This is a genomic window from Aliikangiella aequoris, assembly GCF_053709105.1.
In genome coordinates, this window is sequence record NZ_CM132298.1 from 3,233,148 (window position 1) to 3,252,505 (window position 19,358).

Annotated in this window: 17 protein-coding genes and 5 tRNA genes; 5 read left to right on the top strand and 17 right to left on the bottom strand. The window is 41.0% G+C overall.

The annotated features are described in order from the left end of the window. Positions 1-155 precede the first annotated feature (155 nt). The 15 genes from rplL to murB all read right to left on the bottom strand — a co-directional run bounded on the left by rplL (position 156) and on the right by murB (position 8,763). Complete coding sequence (gene rplL / locus ACUR5C_RS14015; RefSeq protein WP_454465800.1) at positions 156-527, bottom strand: 50S ribosomal protein L7/L12; 372 nt, start codon at positions 525-527, stop codon at positions 156-158. A 78-nt stretch (positions 528-605) separates the two neighbouring features. Beyond that, positions 606-1,136, bottom strand: coding sequence for a 50S ribosomal protein L10 (gene rplJ / locus ACUR5C_RS14020; protein WP_454465801.1), 531 nt, complete (start codon positions 1,134-1,136; stop codon positions 606-608). A gap of 313 nt (positions 1,137-1,449) precedes the next feature. After that, on the bottom strand, positions 1,450-2,151 hold the full coding sequence (rplA, locus tag ACUR5C_RS14025; RefSeq protein ID WP_454465802.1) for a 50S ribosomal protein L1: 702 nt from the start codon (positions 2,149-2,151) through the stop codon (positions 1,450-1,452). Positions 2,152-2,154: 3 nt separating this feature from the next. Further along, positions 2,155-2,583: a 50S ribosomal protein L11 gene (gene rplK / locus ACUR5C_RS14030; RefSeq protein ID WP_454465803.1), complete on the bottom strand. Its 429-nt coding sequence runs from the start codon at positions 2,581-2,583 to the stop codon at positions 2,155-2,157. A 155-nt stretch (positions 2,584-2,738) separates the two neighbouring features. Continuing rightward, a complete protein-coding gene (nusG, locus tag ACUR5C_RS14035) occupies positions 2,739-3,272 on the bottom strand; it encodes a transcription termination/antitermination protein NusG (protein WP_454465804.1) in 534 nt (177 codons plus the stop codon). A 4-nt stretch (positions 3,273-3,276) separates the two neighbouring features. After that, complete coding sequence (gene secE / locus ACUR5C_RS14040) at positions 3,277-3,654, bottom strand: preprotein translocase subunit SecE (RefSeq protein WP_454465805.1); 378 nt, start codon at positions 3,652-3,654, stop codon at positions 3,277-3,279. Positions 3,655-3,696: 42 nt separating this feature from the next. Beyond that, positions 3,697-3,772: transfer RNA gene (locus tag ACUR5C_RS14045), tRNA-Trp, on the bottom strand. Between the two features lie 59 nt (positions 3,773-3,831). Further along, entirely contained in the window at positions 3,832-5,022 is a 1,191-nt protein-coding gene (gene tuf / locus ACUR5C_RS14050) for an elongation factor Tu (RefSeq protein ID WP_454465795.1), read from the bottom strand. A 115-nt stretch (positions 5,023-5,137) separates the two neighbouring features. Then, a tRNA-Thr gene (locus tag ACUR5C_RS14055) sits at positions 5,138-5,213 on the bottom strand. A gap of 13 nt (positions 5,214-5,226) precedes the next feature. Further along, positions 5,227-5,300 (bottom strand) — tRNA-Gly (locus ACUR5C_RS14060). 97 nt (positions 5,301-5,397) lie between these two features. Continuing rightward, positions 5,398-5,481 (bottom strand) — tRNA-Tyr (locus tag ACUR5C_RS14065). Between the two features lie 164 nt (positions 5,482-5,645). Continuing rightward, positions 5,646-5,721: transfer RNA gene (locus ACUR5C_RS14070), tRNA-Thr, on the bottom strand. A 134-nt stretch (positions 5,722-5,855) separates the two neighbouring features. Further along, entirely contained in the window at positions 5,856-6,647 is a 792-nt protein-coding gene (locus ACUR5C_RS14075; protein WP_454465806.1) for a type III pantothenate kinase, read from the bottom strand. 26 nt (positions 6,648-6,673) lie between these two features. Beyond that, positions 6,674-7,705 carry a bifunctional biotin--[acetyl-CoA-carboxylase] ligase/biotin operon repressor BirA gene (gene birA, locus ACUR5C_RS14080; protein ID WP_454465807.1) on the bottom strand — a complete coding sequence of 344 codons (1,032 nt, stop codon included), beginning with the start codon at positions 7,703-7,705 and terminating at the stop codon, positions 6,674-6,676. A 38-nt stretch (positions 7,706-7,743) separates the two neighbouring features. Next, the gene (gene murB / locus ACUR5C_RS14085) at positions 7,744-8,763 is read right to left on the bottom strand and encodes a UDP-N-acetylmuramate dehydrogenase (protein ID WP_454465808.1); all 1,020 of its coding nucleotides are present in this window, start codon (positions 8,761-8,763) and stop codon (positions 7,744-7,746) included. A 191-nt stretch (positions 8,764-8,954) separates the two neighbouring features. Here murB and ACUR5C_RS14090 point away from each other — a divergent pair, with 191 nt between their 5' ends. The 5 genes from ACUR5C_RS14090 (at position 8,955) to ACUR5C_RS14110 (ending at position 15,810) form a co-directional block, all read left to right on the top strand. Further along, a complete protein-coding gene (locus tag ACUR5C_RS14090) occupies positions 8,955-9,497 on the top strand; it encodes a peroxiredoxin family protein (protein WP_454465809.1) in 543 nt (180 codons plus the stop codon). A 48-nt stretch (positions 9,498-9,545) separates the two neighbouring features. After that, positions 9,546-10,196 (top strand): gluconate 2-dehydrogenase subunit 3 family protein, encoded by a 651-nt coding sequence (locus ACUR5C_RS14095; protein WP_454465810.1) that lies wholly within the window; start codon positions 9,546-9,548, stop codon positions 10,194-10,196. A gap of 122 nt (positions 10,197-10,318) precedes the next feature. After that, positions 10,319-12,010, top strand: a complete 1,692-nt coding sequence (locus tag ACUR5C_RS14100) for a GMC family oxidoreductase (RefSeq protein WP_454465811.1) — start codon at positions 10,319-10,321, stop codon at positions 12,008-12,010. A 353-nt stretch (positions 12,011-12,363) separates the two neighbouring features. Further along, positions 12,364-14,769 (top strand): hypothetical protein, encoded by a 2,406-nt coding sequence (locus ACUR5C_RS14105; RefSeq protein WP_454465812.1) that lies wholly within the window; start codon positions 12,364-12,366, stop codon positions 14,767-14,769. A gap of 348 nt (positions 14,770-15,117) precedes the next feature. Beyond that, entirely contained in the window at positions 15,118-15,810 is a 693-nt protein-coding gene (locus ACUR5C_RS14110; protein WP_454465813.1) for a hybrid sensor histidine kinase/response regulator, read from the top strand. 140 nt (positions 15,811-15,950) lie between these two features. On the opposite strand, the gene ACUR5C_RS14115 is transcribed toward ACUR5C_RS14110, so the two are convergent. Together ACUR5C_RS14115 and ACUR5C_RS14120 are read right to left on the bottom strand one after the other, a co-directional pair. Then, the gene (locus tag ACUR5C_RS14115) at positions 15,951-16,559 is read right to left on the bottom strand and encodes a LuxR C-terminal-related transcriptional regulator (RefSeq protein ID WP_454467878.1); all 609 of its coding nucleotides are present in this window, start codon (positions 16,557-16,559) and stop codon (positions 15,951-15,953) included. A gap of 358 nt (positions 16,560-16,917) precedes the next feature. Continuing rightward, positions 16,918-19,266 (bottom strand): CocE/NonD family hydrolase, encoded by a 2,349-nt coding sequence (locus ACUR5C_RS14120; protein ID WP_454465814.1) that lies wholly within the window; start codon positions 19,264-19,266, stop codon positions 16,918-16,920. Positions 19,267-19,358: the final 92 nt, after the last annotated feature.

Genomic DNA, 19,358 nt, shown 5'->3' on the forward strand with positions numbered 1-19,358 from the left:
TTACAGGATACACTTACCACAAAACCTAGCGAAAAATTTGCCTAGGCCCGTATCAAAAAGTGTTACCAAAACATCGCTTTTTTAAACGGCAAAACGGCCGGAGGCAAAAATGCCACCAGCCGGATTGTTTAAGCCAGCTTCAGTGTAGAGATCAATTATTTGATTTCTACAGTTGCGCCTGCTTCTTCAAGCTGCTTTTTAACTTCTTCAGCTTCTTCTTTAGATACACCTTCTTTTAGAGGTGTTGGGCAACCTTCAACTGCTTCTTTAGCTTCTTTTAAGCCAAGACCAGTGATGCCACGTACAGCTTTGATAACTGCAACTTTGTTAGAACCGAAGCTAGTCATAACTGCGTCGAATTCAGTTTGTTCAGCAGCAGCTGGACCGTCAGCAGGTGCAGCAACAACAGCAGCAGCTGCAGCAGCAGTTACACCAAATTTTTCTTCCATTGCTTCAACTAGTTCAACAACTTCCATTACTGACATGTCAGCAATTGCATTTAAGATATCGTCTTTAGAAAGAGCCATTACTCATTCTCCTGGGTAAAAATATTAAAATTAAAAAATTATAAATTTCGAAATATTTACAATCGTTATGTTGAAAACTTACGCTGCCTGCTTCTTCTGATCCGCCACTGCGTTGATCACTCGAGTGATACGCGATGGGAACTCGTTTAATGTGCGTGCTAGCTTGGTCACAGGACCGTTCATTACGCTCATCAAAGAAGCAATTGCTTCGTCTTTAGTCGGTAGTTTAGCAACTGCATCTAATTGCTCAGCACTATGTAACGTGCCGCCAATAGCGATTGCAGTAGCGTTCAATTTATCGCAATCTTTTGCAAAATCACGAATTAATCGAGCGGCCGCGCCAGGCTCTTCCAAAGAAAAAGCACAAATAACTTGACCTACTAAAGCATCATTCAGGCAAGCGAACTCAGTATTTTCAACAGCACGTTTTGCTAAAGTGTTACGTACTACTCGTAAGTAGACACCACTTTCGCGAGCCTTGACACGTAGTGCAGTCATTTGTTCAACTGTCATACCACGGTATTCAGCAAGTACAGCAGATAGTGCGCTAGAAGCAATTTCGCTTACTTCGCCAACTATCGCCTTTTTACCTTCAAGTCCAAGTGCCACGTCGTTCACCTCCAAAAGGTCTAGTTAAATAATTAACTAGAGGATTTACATTACAGAATAATTTTAAACTCACGTCTTTAATTATTCCCGTGTAAACGGTGAACCGTCCCAGAATTCTGAGTCGGGTTACACCGTCTGCGTAGGCTGCTTTTAAGACCATTTTTAAATTACCTCATAAAGGTAAACTACTTTAAAAATTTTCACCTACGGTCTATGACGGGATTTGAGCTAATCTGTATCAATAAATTTATATTAATCAGGCTTAACTCAAAAACCCTAGCTTTTTAACTCAAGCGAAACTTGAGCTAACTAACTAATCTTTTAATTCAACTGTTGCAAAGTCAACTGTTAAACCAGGTCCCATAGTAGAACTGATAGAAAGCTTCTTGAAATAAGTACCTTTGGCAGAAGTTGGCTTACCTTTCTTAATAGCCGTAACTAGTGCACTAAGATTCTCAGACAAGGCTTTAACATCAAAGCTACCTTTACCAATAGTCGCGTGAATAATTCCACCTTTATCAGTACGGTACTGAACCTGACCAGCTTTCGCGTTTTTAACCGCTGTAGCTACGTCTGGAGTTACTGTGCCAACTTTAGGATTTGGCATTAAACCACGTGGGCCTAAAATTTGACCTAATTGACCAACCACACGCATTGCGTCTGGGCTAGCAATAACAACGTCAAAGTCCATATTTCCTTTTTTCACTTCTTCAGCTAAATCGTCCATACCAACGATATCAGCACCAGCTTCTTTCGCTGCATCAGCGTTAGGGCCTTGAGTGAAAACTGCAACGCGTACATCTTTACCTGTTCCGTTAGGAAGCACAGTAGCGCCACGTACAACTTGGTCAGATTTACGAGGGTCAACACCTAAGTTGATTGCCGCGTCAAATGACTCATCAAATTTCACAGATGAAACTTCTTTTAATAAAGTTAATGCTTCTTCTAAAGTATAAACTTTAGTTTTATCAACTTTTTCGCTAATCTGCTTTTGTCTTTTAGATAATTTAGCCATCAATTAACCCTCCACGTCTACGCCCATTGAACGAGCAGTGCCCGACAATGTTCTTACAGCTGCGTCTAAATCTGCAGCAGTTAAATCAGGCTCTTTTGTATTAGCAATTTCTTCTAATTGAGCGCGAGTGATCTTGCCTACTTTTTCAGTATTAGGACGACCACTACCTTTTTTAAGGCCAATCGCTTTCATGATTAAAACCGCAGCAGGTGGAGTTTTAGTAACGAAAGTAAAACTACGATCGCCATAAACTGTGATAACTACAGGAGTAGGTAGGCCCTTTTCAAGTTTTTCTGTTGCTGCATTAAATGCTTTACAGAATTCCATGATGTTAACACCGTGTTGACCTAATGCAGGACCAACTGGTGGACTCGGGTTTGCCATACCGGCACCAATTTGAAGCTTTATATAAGCATCGACTTTCTTAGCCATGTTTCACCTCTTTTAGGGTTCAAGCGCTTGATTTTATTAAAATTAATAAAACTTCAGCTCCCCTTAATTTAACGTAAAAAAAACACCCACAGCGTATAATAGGCCATGGTTGTTTTCATCGAACTGTATTGCTCAGGTAATGCCTGAGGCTTTGTTTACCCCTTTTCTACTTGACTAAAGTCAAGTTCAACTGGCGTACTGCGACCAAATATCATGACTGATACATGTAATCGACTTTTTTCATAATTAACTTGTTCTACTACCGCATTAAAGTCTGCAAAAGGACCATCAGTAACGCGTACAGCTTCACCCGCTTCAAACAATGTTTTAGGCTTAGGCTTATCTGTAGTTTCCTGAAGGCGATTAAGAATTGCATCAGCTTCTTTTTGGCTAATTGGTGCCGGTCTATCACTAGTTCCACCAATAAAACCTAATACTCGCGGTGTTTCTCGCACTAAGTGCCATGATTCGTCAGCCATTTCCATTTCAACAAGAACATAGCCTGGGAAAAACTTTCTTTCACTTTTGCGCTTCTGGCCTGCTCTCATTTCAACAACTTCTTCTGTTGGAACTAAGATTTGACCAAATTTATCTTCTAAGCCGTGTAGTTTAACACGCTCTTCTAGCAAGTTACGAACTTTACCTTCAAATCCTGAATAAGCTTGCACTACATACCATTTTAGCGACATTAAGCTAACCTCTTAAAGTTAAGAAATTAATAATATTGACTAGTATTGCATCTAGCCCCCAAAGGAGTAAAGATACCAGTGCAACAGCCACAATAATGATCATTGTAGTTTGGATTGTTTCGCCACGAGTTGGCCAAACAACTTTACGTGCTTCAATTTTAGATTCTTTAGCAAACGCTAAACCTGCTTTGCCTTTGGTTGTAGTAAAACCAATACCTAAACCAACAGCAACTAAAACTATAATTACACCTGCACGAATGAGGACAGAACCATCGACCAAATAATGGTTAGCATAGACTGCTCCGGCAAGAGCAACAATAGCCAGGATCCATCTGATTGCATCAAACGAAGAAGATGTTGGGGCTTGTTCTTGTGTAGTCATAAAAACAACCAATAGTTTCAGATAAATAAAATTTTATTGCAGTGGCAGGCCAGGAGGGACTCGAACCCCCAACCTGCGGTTTTGGAGACCGCTGCTCTACCAATTGAGCCACTGGCCTGCAATAAAAGGCGGTATATTATTATACCGCCAAAAACACTTTAGAAAATTACTTAATAATTAAGCAAAAATCTTAGCAACAACACCAGCACCTACGGTACGGCCACCTTCACGGATAGCGAAGCGTAAACCTTCGTCCATCGCGATTGGTGCGATTAACTCAATAACCATTTTAATGTTGTCACCAGGCATAACCATTTCTACGCCTTCTGGAAGTTCACAAGCACCTGTTACGTCAGTTGTACGGAAGTAGAACTGTGGACGGTAACCTTTAAAGAATGGCGTATGACGACCACCTTCATCTTTGCTTAAGATATAAACTTCTGCTTCAAACTTAGTGTGCGGAGTGATTGAACCTGGCTTCGCTAATACTTGACCACGCTCTACATCTTCACGCTTTGTTCCACGTAATAAAATACCAACGTTGTCACCTGCGCGACCTTCGTCTAGTAACTTACGGAACATTTCAACACCAGTAACCGTTGTCTTGGTTGTATCTTTGATACCTACAATCTCAACTTCTTCACCAACGTTTACGATACCTTTCTCAATACGACCCGTTACTACCGTTCCACGTCCTGAGATTGAGAATACATCTTCAATCGGCATGATGAAATCACGGTCAATGTCACGCTCTGGCTCTGGAATGTAAGAATCTAACGCTGCCGCTAATTCTAAAATCGCTTCCTTACCTAATTTACCTTCATCGCCTTCTAATGCTTTTAAAGCACTACCTTGGATGATTGGCGTGTCGTCGCCTGGGAATTCGTAAGCATCTAGTAACTCACGGATTTCCATTTCTACTAGCTCTAATAATTCTTCGTCATCAACCATGTCGCATTTGTTCATAAATACAACAATCTTTGGTACACCAACCTGACGTGATAATAGAATGTGCTCACGCGTTTGTGGCATAGGGCCATCTGCTGCTGAACATACTAAGATTGCGCCGTCCATTTGAGCAGCACCAGTGATCATGTTTTTAACATAGTCAGCATGTCCTGGGCAGTCAACGTGAGCGTAGTGACGCCCTTCTGTTTCGTACTCTACGTGAGAAGTTGAGATGGTGATACCACGCTCTTTTTCTTCTGGTGCATTGTCGATTTCTGCGAAATTCTTCGCAGCGCCACCGAAAGCTGCTGACAAAACAGTACACATTGCTGCAGTTAAAGTGGTTTTACCATGGTCAACGTGGCCGATTGTTCCAACGTTAACATGGGGTTTGGTGCGTTCAAATTTTTCCTTAGACATAAATGCCTCCAAAAGAGTTTAAGCAAATTACAATTTAATTAAAATCAGCTTGGCAAGGACACAAATGCCCAAACATAGCTAAACCCGGAACAACTATGGATTGATCCGGGAAAAATGGTGCCGATAACCAGAGTCGAACTGGTGACCTCACCCTTACCAAGGGTGCGCTCTACCAACTGAGCCATATCGGCAGTTTGTTCGAACTGGAGCGGGTAGCGGGAATCGAACCCGCATCATCAGCTTGGAAGGCTGAGGTTCTACCATTGTACCATACCCGCTGCATAAGGCGCGCAACGTCGCACACCAACTTTTACGACAAACAAAACAACCCAATACTAATTAATAAACTAAGAATAAGAACTAGTATTTAAATAGTGGTGGAGGGGGGTGGATTTGAACCACCGAAGCTTACGCGTCAGATTTACAGTCTGATCCCTTTGACCACTCGGGAACCCCTCCAAATTTTTATAACTAAAATCATTGTGGTGATTCTAGCGAGCCGCGAATTTTGACAATTAAAACTTGAAAAATCAAGTTGTTTATCAACTATTTAACGACTTCTTACCCTTATCTTTGGTTAGATAAGAGAATGGGATGTTTATTTAAACATCCCATCAGAATAATGGTGCCGACTGAGGGACTCGAACTCTCGACCTACTGATTACAAGTCAGTTGCTCTACCACCTGAGCTAAGTCGGCACAGCCCAAATCAACGCATTGCTGCTTGACTGGGGACGCGAATAATAAATAGATCTTTATAAATGATCAACGTGTTTTTTAACTTTTTTTACGTTTTTTAAATTAGCGCCCCTAACTTATTGAAAAATATAGCATTACAAACTTTCGTTAATTAATGTTGTTTGAAAATAACGGATTAAACCTGCAAAAATTAAATGCTCGCTATAGTTCGATTTACGGTACTGAGTTGATAACTGACTAGCCCAGTATTGACCTCCCCCCCCTGTAATAATCCAATCCAAATCATATCTCTGGGCCGAATCAGCGATAGTTAGCATGCGTTCGCTTTGATTTATGGCGCATTCTATATAGGCAATCATTAAAGTCTGCAAACCAAAATCAACACACTCGGTGGTTGACTGTCCTAAATTAAACTCGGCTGAGTTTGGTTCTACTGCGTCAGCTTTCACTTGCCCTGTGGTGCGCAAAGACTCACTTAACAGCTTAAACCCAGGAATAATTTGTCCACCTAAATGCTGATTTTGTTTAACTATATCTAAGGTAATAGCGGTACCAATACTAATTAATCCAAAGCTTTGGTGTTGCTCGTTTGCGGCAATCATGCCAAGCCAGCGGTCCACACCCAATTGTCTTGGCTCTTTATAAGCACAGTTTAGCTGCCCAAACTTTGAAGTTGTTTTAGCAAATACGATATTTTCAGTTAGCACTAATAAGGCATCAAAAAGCGCCTGATTATCTTGTGCATTTCTAACCGAACTAATGACAATCTGCTCAATAGCCAGTGACTTTAGTGAGTTAACAAAATCAAAGCCTTCGGCTGCCACATCTACCTTCACTATGCTTTTAGAGCTCACTAGCGCACTATTGAGAGCCGAAATTGCACAAAATTTTAACCGAGTGTTTCCCCAATCAATAAGTAAGTACATTTCCATTTTTTCCTATTTAAAATCACTTAATTTTTTCGCAAACTGACTTCACCCGAATGGAACGTGTGTGTTTTAGTTCCAACTTTAACACGCAATGCACCATTAGCCTCAATACCATCTTCAACGCCGCAAACTGACTCTCTAGCGGTGTGAATAACGACGTTTTGACGATACAGAGCGCTAATAGACTCCCAGCGTTGTGCAAATTCTTGAAAGCCTTCACTAAAGTAGTGATTAAGCGATTGTTCTAAGCGCGCTAGTAACCGCCCCAATACAACGCTTCTCGGGATTCGCTTTTGTGTCAGTTCAGATAAATTTACCCAAGGCTGATCAACCGACTTGGCTTGTTCTGACTGCATATTCCAATTAATACCCACACCGATATTTAAAAAACTCGCATCTTGGCTTTCGCCACTTGCTTCAACTAATATTCCAGCCAATTTGCGCTGCTCAAATAAAATATCATTGGGCCATTTCAACTTAACTTGGTTTTGAGTATTCCCGTGTGCCGATTGGTTCTCGGTTTCACCAATGATTTGATTAATGGTTTCAGCTAGGCTCATTCCAACAACCAAGCTCAAGCCACCTAAAGCGCCAAGCCCCAACGGCACTCTAAAGCCCATTGAAAAGTATAAGTTTGCCGCAAATGGAGAAATCCAAGGCCGCCCTTTACGTCCCCTACCCTGAGATTGATGTTCAGCAATACAAACCAAGCCACCAAGGTGTGACTGCCAATGTTGAGCCAAATAATCTGCAGTTGAGGAGACAGAAGTGAGCACTTTAAGGCGAGGTAACAATTGACTAGAAGCGCCTAAAACCCTTTCTCTAGATTGCTCAACTTGAGAAGCGCAGAGTAAATTGAGTCCACCGGGCACTTGATAGCCTCGGCCGGTAATGGAATACACTGGAACTTCCCAAGACTGAATCGTCTGTAGCATTTTCCATACCGCGGTACGCGATATACCTAATTCTGTGGCAAGGGTTTGTCCTGAATGAAACTTCCCATCGGCTAGCCGGTGTAACAAGGCGTCAATTTTTTCAATGGTCGACTGTTTCATAATGTTTTCCAAGCTAAATAAAGCAATTAAGGATCTGGCTAAGCCTGTTTTCCAATTAAAGTGACTTCTGCTTCAAGCTCAATTCCAAACTGCTGGCTAACGCTGGCTTTAATTAACTGTGCTAATTCCCACAGCTTTTCCCCCGCTGACTCAGCATAATTAACTAAGACTAAAGCTTGATGGGCATGCACCCCAACATCACCAACACGCTTGCCTTTAAAGCCCGCTTTTTCAATTAGCCAACCTGCGGCAATTTTTACCCCATGAGACTGCGGATAGGCAACTAAATTAGGATAAACTTCAACTAACGCTTGATACTGTTGCTGTGAAATAACGGGGTTTTTAAAAAAGCTACCAGCATTGGGTAACACTTTGGGATCCGGAAGCTTTGATTGGCGTATTTGACAAACTCGGCTCACGACTTCATTGGCTGTTATTGCATCCTGCTCAGCAAAATAAGCCTTCAGCGGAGCGTAATCTAAATTAAAATGTGGCGCTTTGCTTAACTTGAAAACAACCGAAGTAATCAAATATCGACCTTTTTCGGCGCGCTTAAATATACTATCTCTATAGGCAAACTGGCATTCAGCCGTATTAAATTGATGTTCACTGGCATCGCTCAAGTCAACAAAATTGACTTGCTGAATAGCCTCTTTTACCTCTACCCCATAAGCGCCAATATTTTGCACCGGCGCCGCGCCAACCGTACCTGGAATTAAAGCCAAATTCTCTATGCCATACCAACCTTGCGCACACGCATAGAGCACCAAATCGTGCCAATTCTCAGATGCGCCCACTTGAATTGTCACCGCGTCTTGAGTTTCTTCAAGTAATTCTTTTCCAAATATCTGCGGGTATATCACTAGCCCTTCGACTTTGGGTAAAAATAAAAGATTACTCCCTCCACCTAGTACCAAACGGTTTTTATTAGCTTGAATAATTGGCATTGCCGACTGTAATTCTGCCAAGCTATGCACCACTAGCATTGTATCTGCTGTTGCTGACACCGCCATTGTGTTGTAGCTTTTTAGCTCTACTTTGTTTTCAACTTGATACAATCTATCAATCCTGCTTTAAAAGATTTAACCTATTCTACACTAGCAACAATTGTCAAAATAGCTTGAAGCGCTTATTCTGTGGAAACAGTTGGATTTTAGGTTAAACTCGGTCATTCTATAAATTCCGGTGTAACAATTTTGCTCTCTGCTGGGTCTTAATTATAGAAAGCAACTTAATATGAAGGTATTACGTGACTAAAACGAATCGATTTTTTATCATTTTTATATCATTAGCCGCTCTATGCTGTGGGAGTTTTAAACTGCTTGCCGATGAAGACCTCCCCAAAGAAGGACAGCTCGCGCCAGATTTTTCAATAATGCAGCTTAATGGCGAACCATTTAAATTGCAGGACTATAGAGGCAAACAAGCCGTTTACGTTATTTTCTGGAATACTTGGTGTACTTACTGTATTAAAAAAATTCCCAAACTAAAAGATGCCCAAACTCACTTAGCTGAACAAATTAAAGTTATTGCCATTAATACTTCACTAAAAGACTCGCTAAAAAAAACCGAGGCATTCGCTCAAGAATACCAACTCAATTACCCACTGGCTTTTGACTTTGGTAAACGAATCACCGATTTATACGGCGTTTGGGGAACACCTACCGAATTTATTATTGACATTAATGGTGTCATTATTCATCGCGATGGTGTACCGGATGATTTACGCCCACATTTAGCGCAATGGAATCGAGTAGCAGAGACAGCCACGCGAGTTAGCAAAGCCAAATAAAAATAGTAATTTTACATTGCCCCTAAAGAGCCAAGGAGAAACCGAAACTTGTTAAAGCGCCAAACAAAATTTAAACAGAGCAAAAGAGGCTCGCGCAAGCCGGCTCACTTTTTTCCTCTTGCCAAAGGCTTGAATCGGCGCGCATTTTTAAGAGGAGGCAGCGCAGCCACATTAGGCGCAGCTTTGCTCGGTTGCCATGATAAAGCCCCAACGTTAGACTCGACTCAAAGTCCAGTGCAAACATCCAATCAACCGAGCACTTTTAATTCAACTCAAACCCAAATTATCACACAAGTTCAGCAGCTACTTTTTCCAGATGACGGGAATGGCCCCAGTGCAAAAGATCTCAACGCAATGGGTTATTTAGAATTTGCAATGAGTGACACTAAAAATCAAGATGACGGCGATCCTGAGTTTTTAAAAAAAGGAGTCGGCTGGCTCCAAGACTTAGCTAAACAAACTCAAGGCGAAGATTTTTTAAAGCTCACTCAACCAAAACAGCAAGCTTTACTAGAGCAGATAGCTCAATCAAGTGCAGGAGAAAACTGGCTTTCGTTACTACTTTATTACATTAACGAAGCGCTAACGTTAGATCCTATTTATGGTGGTAATCCAAATCAAGTTGGCTGGCATTGGCTAGAACACCAAGCCGGTTTCCCGCGCCCCGAAAAAGGCAAAACTTATCGCGACTTTGACTAGTGTTAATTTAATGACATTAACCCTTAGCTTGGATTATGCGCAATTTCGAAACAATTGCTTCTAATAAAACAATAATTTTTAATAAAGCAATATTTTTTATAAAACAATTAGGTTGATTTAGCATGAAGACACCTTTAACCCAAAACGAATATGACGTATGCGTGGTTGGCAGTGGCGCTGGTAGCGGACCAATCGCCTATGAACTTGCTCTAGCCGGTTATCGGGTATGCGTGTTAGAAAAAGGTGGCTGGTACACAGAAGCTGATTTTAAGAAAGACGAAATGTTGTCACGGCGTGATATTTTTCGCTCAAAAATAGAAAAAGAACGACACGTTTTAGAAAGCCCAGAAAGCGATGGAGAATGGTCTAGCGATACCACTAGCGAATTTTGGGGCGGCAATATAGTCGGCGGCGCTAGCAACTTTATGAGCGGTTACTTTCATCGCTTAAAGCCGGAAGACTTTCGCTTATTGAGCGAGTTTGGCCCTATAGAGGGTGCTAATATTGTTGACTGGCCAATTAGTTATCAAGACCTTGAACCCTACTACACCAAAGTAGAGCAAGTTATTGGTGTATCCGGAAAAGTCGTTAAGCATCCATTTTTAGAACCACGCTCAACCCCAAACTACCCTTTCCCTCCAACAGCAGAACACCCTGTTGCCAGTTGGTTTGACCAAGCCGCAATTGCGCTTGGACTCAATCCGCTACCTATGGCGCGTGCAATCCTGTCTGTACCACATAAAAATAGAAAAAGCTGCGAATACTCAGGCTATTGCGGCAGTTACGGTTGTCACTCTGGCGCAAAAGGTAGCTCGCGAGCGGCTTTGTTAGATCAAGTTGCGACACTGGGTAATTTTAAATTAATTTCTAAAGCAAAAGTTTTTAAAATAAATACCAATCAAACAGGCGATGCAGAGTCTGTTGATTACTATGATGAAAATGGAACGACTCACCGTATTCGCGCCAAGATTATAAGCATTGCCTGTTACTCAATTGAATCGGCTCGGTTACTACTAAGTTCAGTTAGCCAAGCCCATCCTGAGGGAATTGGCAATCAGCATCAACAGCTTGGTAAAAATCTACACTGCTGCGCTGGTGGGACCGGACACGGTATTTTTGACTTAACTAAACTTTCAAGCCAACAAGCCGCACAGCTAAAAGTTCGCGGGCCTTTCTTTAATAGAGCACTACAAGACTGGTACTTTATTGACGACAAAACCGCTTTTCCTTCGCGAGTTAAAGGTGGAACCATCGACTTTGTGTTTGATCCACCCTCACCAACTGCAGAAGCTAACGAACAAAAATGGGACGATAATGGGAATTTAATTTGGGGTTCTGCACTTAAACAAAAATTAAAAACTCACTTTACCGAGCGGAAAGACTTTAAGTTTGAAGTATTTTGCGATTGGCTCCCCAATGACAACTGTCATGTGAGTTTAGATCCTAACGAAAAAGATCAATGGGGAGATCCTGTTGCTAAAGTTAAGGTTGGTTATCATCCACATGACTTAAAAGTTGCTCAATATATTGTTAATAAAGGTGTTGAAGTAATGAAAAAGATGGGGGCCGATAGAGTTTACGGAAATGCCTTTAGCTCGCCGACATCTAACTTGATGGCAGGAGGCTTACGCTTTGGTACCGATCCAAAAACGTCTGCTCTCGATCCTGACTGCCGAGTTTGGGGTACATCGAATTTATTTGTTACCGATGGAAGTTTTATGCCGAATGGCGGCAGCGTCACCCCAACATTTACAATTTATGCCAATGCATTTCGAGTCGCGGATAAAATAAAAGCGCAGTTAGATAGAATTTAACTGCGCCCATATCTGCGGTGTTTTCTAGGTCAAAATTAATTTTACGATTTAATAACTCATATACAGACTTATTGAGGTTCATTTCGATGCTTGAGCGTGCTATGTAGCTATGCCACCGTAGTTATAATTCGAGCACTCGTTAGCTTTGCTTTAGCTTTTTTACTTAACTTATCTAATTGATTTTAAATTAATTCTTTATTTCCCCAACTTTTTTATTAAATAAAACCTTAACTATTCGCAAAACTGGTCGACAAGTATATTTATAGCTCGCAGGATCAGCGTAGTGCAAATTCATACTTTGTTCCCGTTATAACGGATGTAACTCGAATCAAGATGTATCGAGGTAAAGTTTTATGAACAAAAAGATATTATTTAAACTCTCTCCATTAGCACTTCTAATTATTACAGCATGCGGTGGAGGTAGCGGAGAAGCGGAGCTTGAAGATATTGTCGCTGATGTTCCGGTAGATGATCCAATTGACGATCCGATTGACGATCCAATTAGCACCGATATTCCTGGACTAACCGTTCCGCCTATTATTAGTATCGTAACTGAACCATCACCCCAGCCGGGCTTAACAGCACAGCCGATACAAAAATATTCGCAAAGTAGCACCTTTGAAGATCCAACAAGCCAATACAGTACCGACCTAGTTAGATCATTCGTTTGGGATGAATCGATGGGGCCGATGCAAATGGTTAACCAAATTTTATGCTACATAGGTCAAACTCGCGCCGATGCGTTAGTAAACCAAACCTATACTGCCTTAGTCGATACCGCCCGTTGCGAAAAGGAAGAAGAAGATTCGCAAAATCAATCAAGTGGCAATAACGAAACTGAATACCAATTATGGACGGTTGAATCTACTCGTGAATCTGAAACCGCTCCTCAAGTAGTTAGAGTTTGGGTGCCAAGTGATAATCCGGACAGCAACGATCCAATGGATCAACAAAATATTTTAGTTGAGATAACAATAAATTCCTCGCCTAATGAGCAGCTTCCTTTTGGTGATTTTAATATGAACTGGGAAGGCGTTGTTGAGATGGACGGAAACACAATCACTTCTATGCAAGGCACTTTGCAAACTGTTGCAAATGATGATGGGAAATTGCAATTTATGTTTTATAGTGGTTCCGATCTGCCCCAATTTGGTATGAATTTTAGCGAAGCTGCGAATGTCATTCTTGATGATGAACAAGGCACTTCTGGTGTCGGCAAAACCGCGACTCACAATGTACAAAGCGATTTTGAATTTCATTCAGAGTTCTCGGTAGCTTATGACGCCTCGCGCTTTTTAAGAGGAAAAGATGCGAATAATGATGGTACTGTCGATGCACAAGCTTGTAGCGACCGAGTTAACTTTGAAGAAAATGTATGGCGTTATAATTTATACAACCATGCCGATGGAAGCCTTGTTGAATTAAATTCAGGGTTTCCATTTACTACCACGGTGGACTCTCAACAACTGAACGGACATATCAGTTACTGGGGAATGTGGCTACCGGGCGGTATAGATAAAACTCAAATTAGTTCAATCACTAAACAAGATTTTTCAAATGATACTAGCAGTCAAACTTTCGATGTCGTTCATGCTCCTGGGCGTTTAATTAAACGAACCAAATCGACACTTGCTCTTGATACCTTAGACGGTAGTAACTTCAATTACTGGAATAATAACGATTACTTAGTTGAGTATACTGCCGACTTAGTTTTAAACGACCAGTATCAAGTTGATCAGTCAGGCTTTTATCTAGTCGCTCAAATTGATCATTCGCAAGGTCAACGCCAAGTAACGCCAATTACGCCAGAGCGTTTAAACGATGACTTTTTGCATTTCTATTCGCAAAGTTTAGGCGGTAGCGTCGCTTATGATAGCCTCGCCGACCCCGATAGTATTGTAGCATTTAGTGAAGAGTATATTAGTGGCGCAGACTCTAGCACCTTTGGCTCTAGTACTGAAATTACCTTAGTCTGCTACACAGATTGCTTAAAAAGTGGGATTACTTCACAACAACTGGCACTAAACAACGACACGCCATTTTTAGACAATGCACAAGACACCAGTGCGCCAGCAGCAACTTATACTTTTAATCTCACCGACTTAACCTTAACCAATGAAGCTGGCGAAAGTGTCGCGATGGCTCCAAACGAAGGCGCTCCAGATTCTGGCCCTTACACTTGGGGAATTCAAACTGGAGCAATGGTACTGCAAGGAACTCCGGTAGAGCATGTTTGGGATACTTACAACCAAGAGATTTCGTTTAAATGGGAAACCGGCCCTAATGACTGGAATAAAATGACTTTTATCAGCGACTCAGCAACAGGCGAATTAGTCCAATTTGACCGTCCAATGTCGTTTATCTATCGTCATAGCAATGCCAACGATCGAAACGAAACCGAAAGCCAATATGCAGGTCAATCGTTTCAGTTAGAGTACGGCGGTCCAGGAGACTTATGGGGCTTTCCAGATACTGTTTCTGAGCAAGGTATTTATAGTCGAGGCTTCTCAATTGTTGATGGAACTTTACTTGCAAATGATTCAGGCGACTATGTTAGCAAAGCCGTTGAGCTAGAAAAAAGAATGCGTGACTTAGCCATAGAATCCTGCACCCAGGGTGAGTCGCCTTTGAGCTTGGATAATGCGTTATCTATTGTACTACCAACGTCTAATGATGTTTCTGCAATACCATTCACATTAGCGGACAAGCCCACAGTTACAGATGCACCGAAAGTAGTTGGAGGTGAACTGGTCGATTGATTTTCACCTAGCAAAAAAACAGGCGAAATTACTTCGCCTGTTTTTTTTTATTTCTGCAAAACAGTGAATCGAGTTTAGTACCAGTATTTTTTCTCCGTGTCTTCAATTTTTATTCTCATTTTAATGGACGCTTTTACATTCTTTAAATTAAAACTAATTACGTCAGGCCCCCCAACATTTACAATTTATGCCAATGCATTTCGAGTCGCGAATAAAATAAAAGCGCAGTTAGCCCAATTTTCTCGAAAAATTATCTCATTCAAAACACTAGGATAAAAAAACCGCGCTAAGTATTTCTAGCGCGGTTAACTAAATTTAACTTAATTATTTATTACTATGCTAGTCGTTATGTACATCCAGCTTAGCCAATCGAGCAATCACTTTATAATAAAAGTGATTGATACTGGCATTGGTATTAGTGATGCACAGTTAGCGTCAATTTTTGATGAGTTTGTACAACTCAATAATCCTGAAAGAGATAGAAAAAAAGGGCTTGGCCTTGGATTATCAATTGTTAAGCGAATGGCTAACTTACTCGATTATTCTATTCAAGTAACGTCAAAAGAAAATCAAGGTTCTTGTTTTAGTCTTGCAATTCCCAAAACTAACCAAACTAATAGTGCACCAGCAATAACCAAAACACCAGCAAAACCAAAGTCTTTCCCCGTAAATCTAAAGGTGTTATTAATAGACGATGAGCTTGAAGTAAGAAATGGTATTAAGGCGCTATTATCTTTATGGGGTTGTCAGGTCGAAAGTTTTGAGTCTGAAAAATCGGCACTAGAATTTTTAAAAGCATCAAATTTTAAACCAAACGTTATTCTCGCAGATTATCGATTACAAAATTCAAAAACAGGAATACAAGCGATTGATCATATTAACGCTTATTTAAAAACTAAACTTCCCGCGGCTATTATCACTGGTGATACGGCACCCGATCGACTTTTAGAAGCAAGAAAAAGTGGCTATCTATTAATGCATAAGCCCGTTTCGCCTATTGTGCTAAAAGAATTTTTAAGCCAATTAAAAAGTGAGCAATAAGCTAAAGCTAGCTATTTTAGAATAAGCTGACACTAACTTGAGTTAGGCACAAGTTTGATTATTTTAATAGTACAGATAGGATAGCTTAGTTCGTACTGGCATTGGATATTTATTAATTGAAAGCCAAACCGCTTTTGCGGCTAATTTAAATCGACTAGATTCAATTTTTGCGCATTAATAACTGCTTCTGTTCGATTTTTTGCAGCCAACTCTTTTAATATCACAGAAATATGGGCCTTTACCGTCGCCTCAGCGCAGCCTAATTTTCTTGCAATAATTTTATTCACATCGCCACGACACATTAAAGTTAAAACTTCTAACTGTCGACTGGTTAGTTTAATTTGAGTTGAACTAGCTGCGTAGGTTTGATTTTGCGTTTCAATGGCATTCTGCTGCACTAAGCTTACTTGAGTCGAGGTTTGTGTATCAACACCATTAACATAATGCATCATTTCTGCCGGAATAAAAACCTCGCCAGACAGAACAATATTTAACGCATGCTTCATTACTTCATAGTCCATTCCTTTAGGAATAAATCCGACTGCGCCAAACTGCAAGCAAGCCTTCATTAATTGATGGCTTTTTTCTCCAGAAATAACAACTAAGCGGCTACCCTTTAGCTGCTCAGTAAAAAAATTGACTAACTCTAAACCCTCAATATCAGGTAATCCTAGATCTAGAAAAATATAGTCAAAACTATTAGTCCGAGATATTTCAGTTGCTTGTTGGCCATTATTTGCAAACGAGATATCGGCTGAGAGATTATTAGTTTAATCACTTGGGCTAATGACTCAGAGACTAACGGATGATCATCAATGATTAGAATATTCATTCGGCTTCAATGCCTCCAAGCTCAGCAAGATTTTAAAGTCCCACTTTAAAATAAAAAATTCTAAAAAGCTACCGCATGAATCCCTTAGTATAATTGTAATTGCAAAGTTTTATTAACTTATTCTTTAGTAAAAAATCCAGCCAAATAACAACTCAAGTGTTATTACTTGCAATACCCTAATTCATGCTTAGCGTAATTATTCGAGTAGCTGAGAAGTTTGCTCGAAAACTTGTAAGAAAAAAGAGACTTCCCTGTCGCTTATTTATATTACTGCTTTAAAGCGATTTTTTATATTTAGCTAAGGTGGCATTAGTTTCACGCCACGGTTTTAGCGGGATCTTTATTTGACTGTCGCTGAACCACTTAATTTTGAGCGGTTCACCGGCATCGGCAATAGTTTCATCACTCACGTCTTTGCCTGTTCCCATGTTTACCTGTGCGCCAGGATTTTTATTAACATTAAGTACCAGTGCTAAACGGCTGCCTTTCATAATCAATTTTCCATTGATACGGCTATTAATAATTGGAATTTGAGTCTTTTGGCCGGGAATCAATAGTTCGCGTTTGCTCATATCCTTGGCGTAGCTTGCTCGACTGATATAACGCGTAAGTTGAAATGCCTTACCATCCTGCATTACTTCATACAGTTTAAAGCCAAGATCAACGTCTTTTTTATTTATGGCTATGGAAAAGTGGCCGGTCATTGCGCCGGATAACTCTTGCGGCTGGTCAAAAGGCTCGGTGATAAATATCAAGCCATTTGGGTCTTGCAGTTTATCTTGGATCACCTGCCAGCTATGCTCATTACGACGCTCATTTCTGTCGCCAAGATCGACCACTTGTTGAACGTAACTATTACTATCTGGCGCACCAGAGAACAAAGCAAGGCGACCATTGTCATCCTGTGCTGCACCAAGGTGAAAAGTAATTCCCTGTTGATTCAGTAACTCAAATGAGGGCGCATGTTGCCAAGTGTTGCTGCCCATCAGTTGGTAGTTAATTTTGTCTTTCAGTAAAGCGGGCTTAGCTTTCCCATACAATAGATGATCGAACCATTCAAAGGTGATTTCTTGCGCATCATGACTGAGCGCTACTTGATCAAGCTTGTAGTTGCTATGAAATTCGCGGGGTGTCGATTGCGCAGTGCTATGGTTATAGGGGCCAATAACAAGGTAATGCTCTGCGTTGGGTCTGGCTTGGTAGTGACGTTTCAGAAAATCAAGCGCGGTAATGCTGGCGCCATCAAAATAGCCAGTGATATTCAACACTGGAATATCAATTTTCTTGTAGTCCTCACCATAAGGCAACATGGCCTGATAGTATTCATCGTAGCTTGGGTGGTTCAGCCACTTTTGGAACCAAGGGTTCGGCGTGCCCTCGACTTTATCGATATCGCGAAAAGCGCGTCCACTCTCAAATAACTCAGTAAAAGCCTTATCCCAATGTTTCCAGTCGCTGTAAACCGACTGATCCATTGTTTTATTATTGGTAACATGGAATGCCCATTGGTAATTAGGGGTGATAAAGATATTGTTTTCAATTGGTAAGCCCATCACTGGATTCGCTGCCACATAAGGTGCAATAGCTTGCAGTGCCGGATGCATATATTTAGCTGCGGCCCATTGGGTAAAACCTAAATAACTACCACCATACATGACTACACGACCATCGCTCCATGGCTGCTTAGAAATCCAATCGATGACGGCAGTGGCATCTTTGCCATCGTGCTCCCATGGCACTATTTCATCAGGGCTGAGACGTTTACCGCGCGTATCAGCGATCACGCCCACATAACCATGCGCCGCAGCGTGAATGGCAGTTTGGATATTCCATTTTTCATTCGAATAAATTGTGAATTGAAAAGCGCTAGGTCGTGGCTCTTTTTGTCCACGTTGGCGCACTACGATTGCAGATAAGGTAATGCCCTCAGGTGTTTTGATTAAAGCATCAGCCGTAATAATAAAACGCAGTTGCTGCTGAGCCATTAAAATTGACTCACTAACCGGAAGTAGACTCTCATAAACTTTATACAATTGATAGTTACGAATTAGATTTAATGCCTGACTCTCGCTAAGCGCTGGCAGCTCTTTATAATGACTAAATAGATATTTCATATAATCGATACCCATAGGAAGTGACCATCCGAACACGTAACTGGCTTTGTAATACTGCTCATCGCTAAGAGCGCCCAGTTCCTGCTGCAAAATAGTTTGTATCTGATTATCGAGCTTTAGCGCTTTATGATGATTAACCGCTAAGTGCGCTTTGGCATGCACGCTAAAATGCATAAAGCTTAGCGGATTGGACTGCTGGGTAATGATCCTATTTACCCGATTATAATGCCCAAGCATTGAATTCAGACTGATCCTTTGCTCATCTGTAATGTCAGCTAATTCACGCTTTGCTAACTGTTCGGCCAGCAGCAGCAACTCTTGTTGCAGTTGCTTTGATTGCATTAACGCTTCTACTTCCGAGCTATCTTTCACTTTGGCTTTGTGGAGTGTAAATGGTGTTGCCAGTTTTGCAGTTTCAAGTGTTTCGGCATTTGAATCAACAAAGCAAGTGAACAGCAAGATTATAAGCCCCCAAAATCGAGCTTGTGGTTTAAGTTTGATGGTTTCCATGTACCTTTTCCTAATGAGTGTTTAAGTGATGACACATCGTAAAAATAGCCAATGAATAAGTCGTGAAATCAAAGTGAATTGTTGTGACTTTT